The sequence below is a fragment of the Arthrobacter sp. THG-b23 genome, from assembly GCF_059091265.1.
Map to the genome: position 1 here is coordinate 412962 of NZ_JBNHGM010000003.1, position 14901 is coordinate 427862.

The 14901-nt window shown below is 68.8% G+C and carries 12 protein-coding genes; 7 read left to right on the top strand and 5 right to left on the bottom strand.

Annotation, left to right across the window (positions count from 1 at the left end):
• Positions 1–3 precede the first annotated feature (3 nt).
• Positions 4–699: an iron-dependent transcriptional repressor DtxR gene (locus tag AC5RVD_RS08735; protein WP_494112911.1), complete on the bottom strand. Its 696-nt coding sequence runs from the start codon at positions 697–699 to the stop codon at positions 4–6.
• Between the two features lie 248 nt (positions 700–947).
• Here AC5RVD_RS08735 and serC point away from each other — a divergent pair, with 248 nt between their 5' ends.
• Positions 948–2081 carry a phosphoserine transaminase gene (serC, locus tag AC5RVD_RS08740; RefSeq protein ID WP_494126703.1) on the top strand — a complete coding sequence of 378 codons (1134 nt, stop codon included), beginning with the start codon at positions 948–950 and terminating at the stop codon, positions 2079–2081.
• A 487-nt stretch (positions 2082–2568) separates the two neighbouring features.
• Positions 2569–4581: an HNH endonuclease signature motif containing protein gene (locus tag AC5RVD_RS08745; RefSeq protein ID WP_494126704.1), complete on the top strand. Its 2013-nt coding sequence runs from the start codon at positions 2569–2571 to the stop codon at positions 4579–4581.
• Between the two features lie 80 nt (positions 4582–4661).
• On the opposite strand, the gene AC5RVD_RS08750 is transcribed toward AC5RVD_RS08745, so the two are convergent.
• The 3 genes from AC5RVD_RS08750 to AC5RVD_RS08760 are packed head-to-tail and all read right to left on the bottom strand — an operon-like array spanning position 4662 to position 7124.
• Positions 4662–5927, bottom strand: a complete 1266-nt coding sequence (locus AC5RVD_RS08750; RefSeq protein ID WP_494126705.1) for an MFS transporter — start codon at positions 5925–5927, stop codon at positions 4662–4664.
• Positions 5928–5975: 48 nt separating this feature from the next.
• Positions 5976–6731, bottom strand: coding sequence for a DUF3027 domain-containing protein (locus AC5RVD_RS08755; protein WP_494126706.1), 756 nt, complete (start codon positions 6729–6731; stop codon positions 5976–5978).
• A 9-nt stretch (positions 6732–6740) separates the two neighbouring features.
• A complete protein-coding gene (locus AC5RVD_RS08760; RefSeq protein ID WP_493988228.1) occupies positions 6741–7124 on the bottom strand; it encodes a cold-shock protein in 384 nt (127 codons plus the stop codon).
• Between the two features lie 229 nt (positions 7125–7353).
• Here AC5RVD_RS08760 and AC5RVD_RS08765 point away from each other — a divergent pair, with 229 nt between their 5' ends.
• The 3 genes from AC5RVD_RS08765 to AC5RVD_RS08775 all read left to right on the top strand — a co-directional run bounded on the left by AC5RVD_RS08765 (position 7354) and on the right by AC5RVD_RS08775 (position 11984).
• Entirely contained in the window at positions 7354–7608 is a 255-nt protein-coding gene (locus AC5RVD_RS08765; RefSeq protein WP_494108351.1) for a hypothetical protein, read from the top strand.
• Between the two features lie 74 nt (positions 7609–7682).
• Positions 7683–10328 (top strand): helicase-associated domain-containing protein, encoded by a 2646-nt coding sequence (locus AC5RVD_RS08770; protein ID WP_494126707.1) that lies wholly within the window; start codon positions 7683–7685, stop codon positions 10326–10328.
• Positions 10329–11984 (top strand): DNA repair helicase XPB, encoded by a 1656-nt coding sequence (locus AC5RVD_RS08775; RefSeq protein WP_494126708.1) that lies wholly within the window; start codon positions 10329–10331, stop codon positions 11982–11984.
• A 186-nt stretch (positions 11985–12170) separates the two neighbouring features.
• On the opposite strand, the gene AC5RVD_RS08780 is transcribed toward AC5RVD_RS08775, so the two are convergent.
• Entirely contained in the window at positions 12171–12434 is a 264-nt protein-coding gene (locus tag AC5RVD_RS08780) for a hypothetical protein (protein ID WP_494126709.1), read from the bottom strand.
• Positions 12435–12611: 177 nt separating this feature from the next.
• Between AC5RVD_RS08780 and AC5RVD_RS08785 the strand changes: the two genes are divergently transcribed.
• A complete protein-coding gene (locus tag AC5RVD_RS08785; RefSeq protein WP_494126710.1) occupies positions 12612–13322 on the top strand; it encodes a response regulator transcription factor in 711 nt (236 codons plus the stop codon).
• Positions 13323–13325: 3 nt separating this feature from the next.
• Entirely contained in the window at positions 13326–14783 is a 1458-nt protein-coding gene (locus AC5RVD_RS08790; protein WP_494112903.1) for a sensor histidine kinase, read from the top strand.
• Positions 14784–14901: the final 118 nt, after the last annotated feature.

A 14901-nucleotide genomic window follows, 5' to 3' on the forward strand; every position in this document is an offset into this window, starting at 1 on the left:
GTTTCATCGCATTGATACAAAGATGTGCGCGGCAACTTCCGGAGGCAGTTCCAAGGCCCCTTCGATCCCCGGCACGCGCACGGAAATGTACTCGCCGGCAGTCTCCAGCTGAAGGCTTGCACCGGGCTTCAAGCCGCCCTCTTCCAACTGGAGCAACAGTTCCGGCTCCACCTGGATGGGCTCCGCCAGCCTGACGATGCTGACCTGTTTATCGGCCGTGTAGCTGCCCATGGCCTGCGCGAGATTGAGCACGCCGGAGGTGAACTCTTCGGCCGGCTGGCCCCCGAGCGCTTCCAATCCGGGGATGGGATTGCCATACGGCGAAACCGTCGGCCTGCCCAGCAGTTCGTAGAGCCGCTGCTCGACCCGTTCGCTCATCACGTGTTCCCAGCGGCAGGCCTCGTCATGAACGTAGGCCCAGTCCAGTCCGATGACGTCGGAGAGTAACCGCTCGGCCAGCCGGTGCTTGCGCATCACTTCGGTCGCTTTGCGCCGGCCCAGTTCGGTCAGCTCCAGATGCCTGTCGCCGGTGACGACCACGAGACCGTCCCGCTCCATCCGCCCGATCGTCTGCGAAACCGTCGGGCCCGAGTGGCGCAGCCGCTCGGCGATCCGGGCGCGCAGCGCAACGATGTTCTCTTCTTCGAGCTCGAGGATAGTGCGCAGGTACATCTCGGTAGTGTCGATGAGATCAGTCAATGGCTTCTTGCTCCTCGGCGCGGTGAAAAGGCTGCTCCAGCAGCATGCATGAGGGTGTTTTCCCCTCCCCAGCCTAGCCTGTTTTCCGTGCCGGACCGGCAGCTACGCCGCGAGCTGACGCGCCATGCGGCCAACGCAACAATGCCGGGTTCAACTAACGGCGGCCCTCGGCGTTGGGGCAGAATGAAACGGGCGTTCAACGGCGAACCGCCATCGAGATCATTGCCCCCACGCCAGGAAAGGTATTCATGAGCGATACCCAGTCCATCAGCATTCCCGCCGACCTGCTTCCGAAGGACGGGCGCTTTGGCGCCGGACCGTCCAAGGTCCGTCCGGAACAGGTCGACGCCCTGGTCGCCGCCGGCCGGAACCTGCTGGGCACGTCGCACCGCCAGGCACCGGTGAAGAACCTCGTGGGCAGCGTCCGCGAGGGGCTCAAGGCGTTCTTCAAGGCGCCGGAGGGTTACGAGGTCATCCTGGGCGTTGGCGGCTCGACGGCATTCTGGGACGTTGCATCCTTCGGACTGGTGGAGCAGAAGGCCCAGCACCTGTCCTTTGGCGAGTTCAGTTCCAAGTTCGCCGCGGCCACCAACAAGGCCCCGTTCCTGGCCGAGTCCAGCATCATCACCTCGGAACCCGGCTCCCGGCCGGAGCCGCGGGCAGAGGCCGGCGTGGATGTTTATGCCTGGGCGCAGAACGAAACTTCCACCGGTGTGGCCGCTCCGGTGCAGCGCGTGAATGGTGCCGACGACGGCGCGTTGGTCCTCATCGACGCCACCTCCGCAGCGGGCGGGCTGGACGTGGATGTCACCCAGAGCGACGTCTACTATTTCGCGCCCCAGAAGAACTTCGCCTCCGACGGCGGCCTGTGGCTGGGCGTCTTCTCCCCCGCAGCGCTGGAACGGGCGGCCCGGATCGGTGCCACCAACCGCTGGATTCCCGACTTCCTCAATCTTGAAACGGCCATCGACAACTCGCTGAAGAACCAGACCTACAACACGCCCGCGCTGGCCACCCTGGTCACGCTCAATGCGCAGATCGAGTGGCTGAACGGCAACGGAGGCCTGGACTTCGCTTCCGGCCGCACCGCCGATTCGGCAGGACGGGTGTACCAGTGGGCGGAGGCTTCTGCGGTGGCGACCCCGTACGTGGCTAACCCGGAGCACCGCTCCAACGTCATTGCGACGGTGGACTTCGACGAGTCGGTTGATGCCGCGGCGGTCGCCAAGGTGCTGCGCGCTAACGGAGTGGTGGATGTGGAGCCGTACCGCAAGCTCGGCCGCAACCAGCTGCGCATCGCCACCTTTGTCGCCGTGGAGCCTGAGGACGTCAGCGCACTGCTGGCCTGCATCGACTACGTGGTGGACCGGCTGCAGGGCTGACTCCCCCGACGACGTGTCGATTCGCTAAGGTCCGGCTTCCGTTCGCGGCGGCCGGACCTTTTTCGTTGGCAGCAGTTGTGTGGAGCGTTACCAGCAGGGTTGCCTTGGCAGCGCTGCGTCACCAGCGCTGCGTCACCAGCGTTTCATCGGGAGCTTTACGTTGGCAGCTGCGTCAGCAGCGTTGCGTCAGCAGCGTTGCGTCAGCAGCGTTGCGTCAGCAGCGGTTCATCGGCAGCTTTACGTTGGCAGCTGCGTCAGCAGCCGTTCCGTCAGCGGCCGTTCCGTCAGCGGCGTTCCGTCAGCGCCGTTACACAACGGCGTTTCGTCACCAGCGAAGCGTCGGCAGCGTTCCGTCAGCGGCGTTACACAACGGCGTTTCTTCACCAGCATCTCGTCAGCAGCGATGCGTCGGCAGCATTGAACCGCCCGTCCAGCGAACCTGATTGCTCAACGTCAAACTGTCCGAAGCAGCCGGTAGCGTGAGGATATGGACGGCGAGGGCGGCGAGCTTCGGTTCCCGGTTCCGGGACAGGGACTGGTGATGGACCTGGGTGTGCCCTCGCGTCCGGACAGTTCCCTGCAGGAGGCGCTGCTGCAGCGAGTGTTGGCTGATGCGCTGCTGCGACGTTATGGCATCGTGCCTGATGGCGCCGGATTCTTTCCGGCGGCCGCCGACCTGGGTGCGTCTGCCGCCGTTGACGCCAGCTCTGCAGAGGTTTCTTCCCCAACCGAAGCCACCGGCGGCGAGCCTCCCGTGCCCGAGGACGTCGAAGCAGCTCAGGGATTGGGCAGCGGACTGCAATCGGCCGGGACCGGGGAGGACGGTGTAGGCCTGCCGTTGGTGCCGGAGGGCGCCGCGTGCAGGCCGGTGGTGCCCGAGGGTGGCGTGGGCGTGCCTGCCGTGTTGGCCGGCCTGTTGGCGGTGGTGGAGCCGGCGGAACTGGATGACGTGCAGACCATGGATTATCTCTTGGCTGCGGCGCGGGTGGAGGCGTGGGTGCAGTCGTGCCAGGTCAAGGCGTTGCACCGCTTCGCCCGGCTTCGTCCCGGCGTTGGCGCCGACTGCGACCCGGAAGGCTTTTCCCGGTTCGCGCCGCAGGAGATCTCGGCACATCTCTGCACGGGGGATGCCGCGGCGCGGGCCATGCTGGCCGATGCCCGGCACATCTGCACGCACCTGCCTGGCACTCTCGAGGCGATGGGCCGCGGTGACCTTGACTTGCCGCGCGCGAAGGCGCTGGCCCGCGGCTCCGCCGACCTCCCGCCGGAGTGTCTCCAGGACTTCGAAGCCGCGGTGCTGCCCGGTGCCGGGGACATCACGCTGGACGCGGTCCGGTCCCGTGCCCGGCGGATGCGGGACCGGCTGCACCCGGAGTCCTTGGCGGAGCGGCACCGGCGGGCGAACGAGTCCCGTAACGTGCAGCTGACCGAACAGGACGACGGGATGGCCGAACTGTGGATCCGCACCAGCGCGGACAAGGCGCATCTGGTCTTCGACCGGATCCAGTCCACGGCCCGCTCCCTCCAAGGCCCCGGCGAAGAACGGACTCTGCCCCAGCTGCGCGCCGACGTGTTCACCGACCTGCTGCTGACCGACGGCACCGGCGCGGCCAGCCCCGCGAAGACTGCGAAGGCGGAAGACACAGTACCGGCAGCACCGGCACCTGCACAGATATCCGCCGGCAGCGGCAGCTTCGCTGGAGGCACGTCAGGGGACGGCGGTGTTGCGGTTCCCAGGCCGGCACCGGCCGGCGGCGGCGGTGGTCGGTCCGCACCCGTCTGCGGCGGCGGTGGCCGGGCCGCACTCGGCGGCGGTGACCGCGCCGGTGCTGGGCCGGGGATGCTGGTCACCATGCCCTTGACCACGCTGCTGGAAATGAGCGAGGAGCCTGGGGACTTGGCGGGGCACGGGCCGATTCCGCCGGACATGGGACGGCAACTGGCCCAGCTGGCGAGATCCTGGTTGCTGGTGCTCACCGACGACCATGGTCAGGCGATCGCGGCCGCCCGGAAACTGCGGATCCCGCCCGAGTGGCTCAAACGCCTTGTCCGTGTCCGGGACCGGCACTGCCGTTTCCCCGGATGCCGCCGCGCGGCCAGGTACTGCGAGATCGACCATGTCCTCGCGTGGGACGACGGCGGGCCGACCGTGCTGGAAAACCTGCAGTGTCTGTGCAGCGCGCATCATGCGGCGAAGACCGGCGGGCACGTCCGCGCCGCTGCCGGGCCACACGGTCAGATCACGTGGACCACGCGCACCGGCCACCGCAAGACCACGCATCCGGACGAGGGCTGGGACACCCTCCTGCCCCGGCCGAAGGAAACGGAAGCCGCCGCCCATGGCGGAAGCGGAGACAACACCGACGGCGCCGAAGATACAGCCGGAGACGACGTCGCCTGGGACACCATTGACCGCGGTGACCAAAGACCAAAACGTACTCTCGGCGGCATCGAGCTGCCTGACGACAACACCGACCCCGACGCACCACCGCCTTTCTGAGCTTCCCGCGGCACGAGCAGAAGAGGTCGGGGCGCCAGCAGAAACTGCCGAAGGCAGGTTGTCTGCCGTCGCTGCAGCTCTTAGACGGGCCGGTCCGGCACGCCGTAGGTGATTCTCAGTTTCCGCACGGCAGAGCGGTCGAAGCGCAGACGCATGTGGTGCGCACGCCAGGCCCATACGATCCCGATGGCGGCGGCGGCCATGCCTGACAGCGCGGCTACGCCCAGCCCCCAGCGCGGTCCGAAGCTGTTGGCCACCAAGCCGACCAGCGGCGCACCGATCGGGGTGCCGCCCATCAGGATGGCCATATACAAGGACATGACGCGCCCACGCATCATGGGAGCAGTCGTGGTCTGCACGTAGGCATTGGCGCTGGTCATGATCGTGATGGCCGCAGCACCGACCGGCACCAGCGCCAGCCCGAAGAGCCAGACCGTCGGGGCCAGCCCTGCCACGGTGCAGGCGATGCCGAAGGCCACCGACGCGCCGAAGATATAGCGCAGCCGGGGCCGGTCGCGCCGCGCGCTAAGCAGCGAGCCGGTGACCGAACCCGCTGCCATCACCGAGGAGAGTATGCCGAAATCACCGGCGTGCCCCCCGAATTCCGTGCGCGCCATGGAGGCGACAAAGACGGAAAAGTTCAGGCCGAAGGTACCGATGATGAAAATGGCGGCCAGCACCACCACCAGGTCGGGCCGCTGCTTCACATACCGGAAGCCTTCGAGGATCTGTCCGCGCCCCTTGGCCGCCTTCTCCCGCAGGTGAAGCTCCTGGCGTCGGATGGCGAGCAGCGCCGCGATCATCGCCGCGAAGGTGGCTGTGTTGATGAGGAACACCGGGCCGGGCCCGATGGCGACGGTAAGCACACCGGCAATGGCCGGCCCGACCATCCTGGCCAGGTTGAACGAGGTGCTGTTCAGCGCCACCGCATTCGGCAGGTATTCGTCGCGCACCACGTCCGAGACGAACGTCTGCCGTGCGGGCGCGTCCACCGCTGTCACCATCCCTAGTGCCAGGGCGAAGGCGTAGACGTGCCACAGCTGGGCGACGTCGGCGATCACCATCAACCCTAACGCCAGGCCCAGCACGGCCATCGAGATCTGGGTGGCCATCAGCAGCTTTTGCCGGTCAAACCGGTCGGCAACCAGCCCGGCCCAGGGAGCCATGACCAGTTGCGGTCCCATCTGCAGAGCCATCACGATGCCCATGGCAGCGGCGTCCTGCTCGGTCAGGATGTCGTAGACCAGCCAGTCCTGCGCCGTACGCTGCATCCACGTGCCGATATTGGAGACCAACGCTCCAATGAACCAGATCCGGTAGTTGAACAACCTCAGTGAACGAAACACGCTTTACCGCCCTTTCCGGCTGCATACCTGCCTCGTCGATGGGTCGCGTCAGGACGTAGTTTCGGCGCCGTCCTCGGTCGCGGTGATGTCGGACGTCTCGGCCCGGTTCCCGGGGGCTACGTCCTCGGTGGCCGGTCTCGGGTCCACAGCTGCAGCCATGCCGTCCGCGGCTGCACCGGCGTTGTCTGGCGCACCCGTATCGGGGGCTGCACCGGCGTCGTCTGGCGCATCTGCCGCAGCATCTGCCTCGGTGTCCGTCGCCGCTGCCGCATCTCCCGCAGCATCTGCCTCGGTGTCCGTCGCCGCTGCCGCATCTCCCGCAGCGGCTGCCTCGGTGCGTTCCGCCGCCGCTGCCGCATCCGCCGCCTCTGCTTCCGCCGCCGCGGCCGCGGCTTCTTCAGGCCGAACCCGGTCGGCCCACGGCACCCACTCGGGAGCGAGCAGCGACTTCTCCGAGGGAAGCAGGCCAACTTCGCAGACCGTAGCATCCTTGCCGCGCGGCACCCGGGCCAACGTGGCGTACCACTGCCAGCCCACATAGCCCGCCAGTTGCGCCTCGAACCGATGGGTGACCAAGCGGTCGCCGTCGGCAAAGCTGCCGACGTGCGCGCCGATTTGCTCGGACGGGGCGATCTCCAGCACACCGTCGCGCGCACGGTCCACCGCGGCGGCCAGCACAGGGTCCAGTTTGGGAGCGCGCTTCGCGGGACGACGCCGGGGCGCGGCCTCGGCCTGCGGCTCGCCGGCGGCCGCCTGTTCCGCGTCAACCGTTTCAGCGCCGGCGTCGGTCACGTTTTCAGTCATCAAGGCCGCTTACGCGTCCAGGTCGTCGGCCACGCGGCGGAGCACCGCTGCGACCTTCGACGCGTGGGAGCGCTCCGGGTAGCGGCCCTTGCGCAGGCCGTTGGAAATTTCGTCCAGCAGCTTGATCAGGTCTTCTGTGATCACGGCCATGTCCTCGGCCGGCTTGCGCGTTGCCCGGACCACCGAGGGAGCGGCGTCGAGGATGCGCGCCGAGAGCGCGGACGGGCCACGCCGGCCATCGGCTATGCCGAATTCCATCCGGGTGCCTGGCTTGACGTCCTTGACGCCGGCCGGCAGCGCCGACGCGTGCAGGAACACTTCCTGTCCGTCTTCGCTGGCCAGGAATCCGAACCCTTTATCCGTGTCAAACCACTTGACTTTGCCGATGGGCACTTTGCTTACCTCGTTCTGCTTCATGATGCAGCGGTACCGCACGCTGCTGCGTTCTTACCATGGGCCCCGCCGGTAGCACAGCGGCCGCACACGCGACCGCGCCGAATCGGGGAAAGTCTGTCTCTAGGTTATCGTGTTCCGCCGACGGCCGAGCCCGTTGCCCACAGCTTTCCGCTCGTGGCGTGAGCGTCGGGAATGGGGCCGCGGCAGGCCGCTGTAATCTGGTGTCATGCCCGGAACCGTCCCCGCCCAGAATGCGTCCCGACCCGCCGAGTCCGGTGCGTTGCACCGAGCGCTGGTCGTTGCCGCCGTCGTCGTGCTGTTGGTAGGGCTGGGCAGCCTGGGCGTGATTCTGGCCGGCGCCATGGCCGGCACCGAGGTGTGGACGGGCTTCCTGGGACTGGCCTGGTTCTGCTTTCCCATCGCCTTCGTGCTGATGGTGCTGCTGGTGGCCGGCAGCGTCCGCCGCCGCCGCCGCAGCTAGCGGCAGCAGCCGCTCCCGAGACCGGCCCCTCCCGGCACCGCTGCGCCGCAGAGGCGCGGGGTAACGTTAATCCGGTGTCCTCCATCCGCGCCTTGGCTGGCCAGTTGGCCGCCCGCAGCGACACAGAGCTGCGGCAGCTGTTCAGCGCGCGCCCGGATCTGTGCCTACCGGCCGTGCCGGACTTTTCCGCCCTGGCGGCGCGCGCGTGCACGCGGATTAGCCTGCAGCGAGTGCTGGAACAGCTGTCCCGGCCCGAGCTCGAGGTGCTCGAAGCGGTAGCGCTCAGCACCGATGTGGATGCCGGGCGCGCCGCCGACGCAAGTTCCCTGCGCCCGCTGCTCGTGCCCCCGGCCGGCATCGCGACGCCGCCTCACGAACTGGACTCCTGCCTGGCGCGGCTGCATGGCCTCGCCCTGCTGCTGTCCGCGGAACCGCCCGCCCACGACGACGGCGGTGCCACCTCTCCTTCCCCGGCCTACCTTCCGGTGGCGAGCCTGGCCGAAGCGCTGGGACCGTATCCGTCCGGCCTCGGCCGCAGCTACGCGGCCCTGGCCGCCGCAAGCCCCGTGGCCGCCGACCATCTGGACGGTACGGTGCGGCTGCTGCGGGAGGCCGGTTACGCCCTCCCCGCCGATTCTCCGGAGCCGGAACTGGACGAAGGCCCCGGCGCGCCGTCCCCGGGCATCCGGGCCGCCGCCGTGCTTGAGGGCTGGCTCGCCGACCCGCGGACCTGGCCGGCGCTGATGGCCAAGGCGCCGGAGCATACGGACGAGCTGCTCGGGAAGTTCCGCCGCTCCCCGCTCGGGGCGCTTCCGCACCGGCTGGCCGGAACGGGCCCGCGCGACGCCGCCTCACCGATCGACTGGCTGGCAGCCCATGCCCTCCTGGTGCCCATCGACGCGTCGCACGTGGAACTCCCCCGGGCGGCGGGTCTGGCGGTGCGCGGCGGCGCCGTGGCAGATCCCTGGCATACGCGGCCGCCGGCCATTGCCGCCCGTCAGGTCCGGAATTCCCTGCGTGACAACGCGGCGTTCTCCGCCGCAGCCGAGACGCTGCGGCTCGTGGCCGAGCTGTTGGAACAGATACGCCGGGGGCCGGTGGCCACCCTGCGGGCCGGCGGTGTGGGCGTCCGCGAAGTCCGGCGGCTGGCCGAGTCGCTGCGGATCGAACCGGGCGTGACCAGCTGGCTGCTGGAACTGTCCGCCGCGGCCGGACTGGTCGTCCTGGACGTAGATACCTCCCGCTGGGTGGTTTATGCGAACGCCAGTTTCGGTTCCCTGGAGCGCCGGGACCAATGGCAGCTGCTGGTCTCGTCCTGGCTGCAGCTGGACCGGGCACCCTCGCTCGTGGGCGGGCGGACGCCGTCGGACACTGCCATTAATGCGCTGGCCGCCGAAGCGTCCCGGCCTGACGCCCCGACAGTCCGGCGCCACGTGCTCGAGGCGCTGGACGAACTCCGCGGCCCGGCTGATTCCAGCGGCGGCAGGGCGGGGCACGGCAACCCGGAGCAGGAGGAGGGATCCACCGGCGGCCGCGCCGGGCACTGCACCCCGGAGCAGGGCGGACCGACCGGCAGCACGCCGGCGCCCTCGCCTGAGGACGTTACCGCCTATCTCGTCTGGCGGCGACCCCGGCAGCAGCGCCGGTTCAAGCGGCTGGTTCCGGGCGTCCTGACCGAGGCCGCGCGGCTGGGCCTCGTGGGCTCCGGCGCGTTGACCGGGCTGGGTCGGGCGACGGCGCAGGGCCGGCTGGCCGAGGCCGCCGCGCTGCTGGCCGAGCAGCTGCCGGAACCGCTGGACAAGTTCATGCTGCAGGCGGACCTGACGGCCGTTGCTCCCGGGTATCTGGCCCCGGATATCGCCGCGGAGCTGTCCTTGCTGTCCGATGCCGAAGGCCAGGGCCCGGCGGCCATCTACCGGTTCTCGGCGGACAGCATCCGGCGCGCCCTCGACGCCGGCCGGGACGCCGCCGGGATCCTCGGCTTTCTGGTCCGGCATTCGGCCACCGGCGTGCCGCAGCCGCTGGAGTATCTCGTGGCGGATACCGCTTCCCGGCACGGTGCGCTGCGGGTCGGCGCGGCCGCCGGCTTCCTGCGCAGCGACGACGAAGATGCCTTGACGGATCTGCTCGCCGACCCGCGCGCGGCTCGGCTGGGCCTGCGCCGGCTGGCGCCTACGGTGCTGGTGTCGCGTACCGGAGCCCGCGGTCTGCTCGCCTCCCTGCGCCAGCTCGGTTACGCGCCGGCTCCGGAGGCCGACGACGGCGTGGTGCTGGGCGGCGTGGCGCTGGGCGGCGGGGCGGGCACCGGCGGGGCGGCCACCGGCGGGCGTGCTGCTGCGGAGGGCACCCCGGCGGATGGTTCCGCAGCTGCGCAGGCCGGCCGCGCGTCGTCGTCGTTCCCGGTCAGGACGAACCCCTGGGAGCTCACCGCCGAAGATGCCGATGCCCAGCTGGCGATGCTGCGGAGCAGCGGCGTTCCGTCCCGCCCGGCCGCCGAGGCCGGGCCGCTGCTGGCGCTGGAAACGCTGCGCACTGCGGTCCGGTTGAAACAAAAGGTCCGGATCGGCATCGTGGACCCGGACGGCAACCACCGGCGCCAGGTGATGCTCCCGCTGTCCGTCAGCGGCGGGCGGGTGCGCGTCTTCGACCCCGACCGTGACAGCGAGCGCACCGTCTCCATCCACCGCGTGATGGACATTGAACTAGTGGAGGGCAGCTGAATGGCCAACGGACCCCTGATCGTCCAAAGCGACAAGACGATCCTGCTGGAGGTGGACCACGAACAGGCCACAGAGGCCCGGCACGCCATCGCCGCGTTCGCCGAACTGGAGCGCGCACCCGAGCACATGCATTCCTACCGGATCACTCCGCTGGGGCTGTGGAACGCCCGCGCCGCCGGGCTGGACGCCGAACAGGTGCTGGACACGCTGCTGAACTACTCGCGCTTCCCGGTGCCGCACGCGCTGCTGGTGGACATCGAGGACACCATGTCCCGGTACGGGCGGCTGCGGCTGGAGAAGGACCCTCAGCATGGCCTGGTGCTGCGCACCACCGACTACCCGGTACTCGAAGAGGTCATGCACGCCAAGAAGATCCAGCCGCTGCTGGGTCCGCGGATCGATGCCGAGACCACCGTGGTGCACTCCTCGCAGCGCGGCCAGCTCAAGCAACTGCTGCTCAAGCTGGGCTGGCCCGCGGAGGACCTGGCCGGCTACGTCGACGGCACGCCGCATCCGATTGCGCTGGCCGAATCCGCGGAGCCGGGCGGCTGGCAGTTGCGGCCGTACCAGCGCCTGGCCGTGGAGAATTTCTGGGCCGGCGGTTCCGGCGTCGTCGTCCTGCCCTGCGGGGCCGGCAAGACGCTGGTCGGCGCGGCCGCGATGGCCACCAGCTCCACCACCACCCTGGTGCTCGTGACCAACACCGTCTCCGCACGGCAGTGGAAGGACGAACTGGTCCGCCGGACCTCCCTGACCGCGGAGGAGGTGGGCGAATACTCCGGCTCGGTTAAGGAAATCCGGCCGGTCACCATCGCCACCTACCAGGTGCTGACCATGCGCCGCGGCGGACTGTATCCGCACCTGGAGCTCCTGGATGCCAACGACTGGGGCCTGATCATCTACGACGAGGTGCATCTGCTGCCGGCCCCGATGTTCCGGATGACCGCGGACCTGCAGGCGCGGCGGCGGCTGGGGCTGACCGCCACGTTGGTGCGCGAGGACGGCCGCGAGGGCGAGGTGTTCTCGCTGATCGGCCCGAAGCGCTACGACGCGCCGTGGAAGGACATCGAGGCGCAGGGCTACATCGCGCCCGCCGACTGCGTCGAGGTCCGGGTGGACCTGCCGCGGGACGAGCGGGTGGCGTACGCCATGGCCGACGACGGCGACAGGTACCGGCTGTGTGCAACGTCCCCGACCAAGACCCCGGTGGTCGACGCCTTGGTGCGGGCGCACCGGGGCGAGCAGCTGCTGGTGATCGGTCAGTACATCGACCAGCTGGACGAGATTGCCGCGCACCTGGACGCGCCCGTGATCAAGGGCGAGACGTCGGTGAAGGAACGGCAGCGGCTGTTCGACGCTTTCCGCCGCGGTGAACTGCAGACGCTGGTGGTCTCCAAGGTAGCCAACTTCTCCATCGACCTGCCCGAAGCCACCGTGGCCATCCAGGTGTCGGGATCGTTCGGCTCACGGCAGGAAGAAGCCCAGCGGCTGGGCCGGCTCCTGCGCCCCAAGGCGGACGGCCGGTCCGCCCGGTTCTATACCCTGGTCGCGCGGGACACGTTGGACCAGGACTTCGCGGCCAAACGCCAGCGCTTCCTGGCCGAGCAGGGCTACGCCTACACCATCAAGGACGCCAACGACGTGCTGCAGCCGTAGGTCGGCCCTGCGCCCCGGGGACCCTCGCGGCATCGCGACGGTGGTGGCGGGCGGCGCCGTGACCGTTGTGGCGGGCGGCATGGACATCGAAATCGGCGTCACCGACCGCTGCCGGCGCCCCGAAGGGGAGCTCATCAAGGGCTGCAACGCCTGATGATCATGCCCCTCCGGGGGTTGCCGCCAGCCTCAGCGCAGGCCGCCGTTTCGGTACAGCTGGAGGAAGGCCTCTTCGCGGACCTCCTCCAGACGCTGGTAATCAACCGCCCAGCGGCGCCGGTCCATGCGGCGACGGGCAAGGCTGCGGCGTGTGCTGGCCGCCGCCGCGCTCAGCGCCCTTGCCGTGTCGTGGAGCAGCTGCCGGAGGTCAAAGGTTCGGGAGCCCTCGAACTCCTCGACCGTTTCGTAGATATTGGCTGCTTCGGATTCGCTGGCCATTACTGCTGACTGCATGATTTCCCTTTCGGCTTTGCCGGACTTTCGCCGACCACTCAAGAATCCGCCTCCGACAGGTGGGGCAGCATCGGGCAAACGCCCCATTTGCCCGGGCCCGGAATGGGTCATCAGGGCCGCCCTCCGCGCGCAGCATTCATTCAGCAAACTCCCAGAAACCGGGCGCACACTGGAAGGGTGAAAAAGCCTGAGCCCGAAGCCAAACTGTTGGTCGTCGACGACGAGCCGAACATCCGGGAACTGCTGTCGACCTCGCTGCGGTTCGCAGGATTCGAGGTTGTGGCTGCCGCCAACGGCCGCGAGGCCCTGGACGCCGCCGAAGAACATTCACCCGATCTGGCGGTGCTGGACGTGATGCTTCCGGACATGGACGGCTTCACCGTCACCCGCAAACTCCGGGCCTCCGGCCGTCATTTCCCGGTAGTCTTCCTCACCGCGCGCGACGAGACCGAAGACAAGGTCACCGGCCTGACGGTCGGCGGCGACGACTACGTGACCAAGCCCTTCAGCTTGGACGAAGTGGTGGCCCGGATCCGCGCCGTGCTCCGCCGCACCCGGCCGCTGCTGGAAGACGACGCGATCATCCAGGTGGACGACCTGGAGCTCGACGACGACGCGCACGAGGTGCGCCGGGGCGGCGACGTCATCGACCTCTCCCCTACCGAGTTCAAGTTGTTGCGCTACCTGATGCTGAACCCCAACAGGGTGCTCTCCAAGGCGCAGATTCTGGACCACGTCTGGGAATACGACTTCAACGGCGACGCCTCAATCGTCGAGTCCTACATTTCCTACCTGCGCCGGAAGATCGACACGAATCCGGACAATCCGCCGCTGATCCAGACCAAGCGCGGCGTGGGGTACCTGCTGCGCACGGCCGACCGCCGCTGATCCATGCTGGATCGATGGAAGTCAGCATCCCTGCGGTCGCAGCTGGTGCTGATCATGGGCGTGCTCATGGTCGCCACCCTGACCCTGACCTCGGCGCTGATCCTGACCCAGCTTCACGACACGCTGGTGAGGCAACTCGACGAGGACCTGCTCAATAACCGCCAGTCCATCTCGTCCTTCCTGGTCCGTGAAGCGACCTCCCCCAGCGGGATGTCCTACTCGTCGAGGTATTACGGCGCCTTGTTCACCCGGGACGGCGAGCTCACGATTGACACGAACCCCGCCGGTGACCGCCCGAATCTGAAGGACATCACTCCGGACAGGGCCCAAGCACTCGAGGGCCGGGGTTTCCACGTGCCCGGTACCGAACGGGACAGCCAGGGCTGGCGCGTGTGGGTCACGCCCCTCCAGAACGATTCCGGCTCGGTCGCCGTGGCAGTGAGCTACAACGAGGTGAACGGCACCTTCGACAAGGTCGCGGCGAGCACGCTTCTCATCGCCGTCTCGGCCACGGTCGCCGCCATCGGCATAGTGTGGCTGGCCGTCACCCGGTCCTTCCGGCCGTTGGCCCGGGTGGAGAAAACGGCCGCGGCCATTGCCGCCGGGGACCTCTCGCGCCGCGTCGACGTGCTGAACCCGGCGACCGAAGTGGGCCGGCTCTCCAGCTCGCTGAACGCCATGCTCGCCCACATCGAAACCGCCTTCGCGTCCCGAACCGCATCCGAACAGCGAATGCGGCGTTTCGTCCAGGATGCCTCGCACGAACTGCGCACCCCGCTGGTCACCATCCGCGGCTTCTCCGAGCTGTACCGGCACGGCGCGCTGCAGACGCCGGACGACGTCGGTGCCGCCATGGGCCGGATCGAGAGCGAAGCCAAGCGCATGGGCCAACTCGTGGAGGACCTGCTGACCCTGGCACGGGTGGATGAACAGCGTCCGCTCGAAACCAAGCCGCTGGATCTCCTCATGCTCGGCAACGATGCGGCTTTGGATGCCCGCGCCAGCGCCCCGGACCGCGCCATCACCGTCGTGGGGCTCGACGGCGGAGCGCCGCGGCCGGCGCCGATCGTGGGCGACGAGGCCCGACTGCGCCAGGTGGTGGCCAACTTGGTCACCAACGCCCTGCGCTACACGCCTGAAGGCTCACCGCTGGAGATCGCCGTCGGCGTTCAGCCGGTGATCGACGACCGCTTGGATTCTGTCCTGGAAATCCGCGACCACGGACCGGGCATCTCCGAAGACGAGGCCTCCCGTGTGTTCGAACGTTTCTACCGGGCGGACACCTCCCGGTATCGCGAGACCGGAGGCACCGGGCTGGGCCTGGCCATCGTCGCGGCCCTGGTGGCCCAGCATGACGGCACCGTCAGGTTGACCGAGACCCCGGGCGGCGGCGCAACCATGTCCATCCGGATCCCGTATCATCCGCCCGCGGACGAGGACGGCGCCTTCAACCTCGAGTGACCGCAGGGGCATTCCGCGCCGGGCTTTTCCACAGCCGGCGGCTTGGGCCTCGCGGCACCTTTGGCCGCTGCCTAGCCTGAACCGTGTCGGATAGATCCACCCACGAGCGGAGGACACC

Coding starts and splice junctions, on each gene's coding strand:
- AC5RVD_RS08775 (WP_494126708.1), top strand. CDS start 10,329: ATGGCCAACGGACCCCTGATCGTCCAAAGCGACAAGACGATCCTGCTG.
- serC (WP_494126703.1), top strand. CDS start 948: ATGAGCGATACCCAGTCCATCAGCATTCCCGCCGACCTGCTTCCGAAG.
- AC5RVD_RS08765 (WP_494108351.1), top strand. CDS start 7,354: ATGCCCGGAACCGTCCCCGCCCAGAATGCGTCCCGACCCGCCGAGTCC.
- AC5RVD_RS08745 (WP_494126704.1), top strand. CDS start 2,569: ATGGACGGCGAGGGCGGCGAGCTTCGGTTCCCGGTTCCGGGACAGGGA.
- AC5RVD_RS08780 (WP_494126709.1), bottom strand. CDS start 12,434: ATGCAGTCAGCAGTAATGGCCAGCGAATCCGAAGCAGCCAATATCTAC.
- AC5RVD_RS08790 (WP_494112903.1), top strand. CDS start 13,326: ATGCTGGATCGATGGAAGTCAGCATCCCTGCGGTCGCAGCTGGTGCTG.
- AC5RVD_RS08755 (WP_494126706.1), bottom strand. CDS start 6,731: ATGACTGAAAACGTGACCGACGCCGGCGCTGAAACGGTTGACGCGGAA.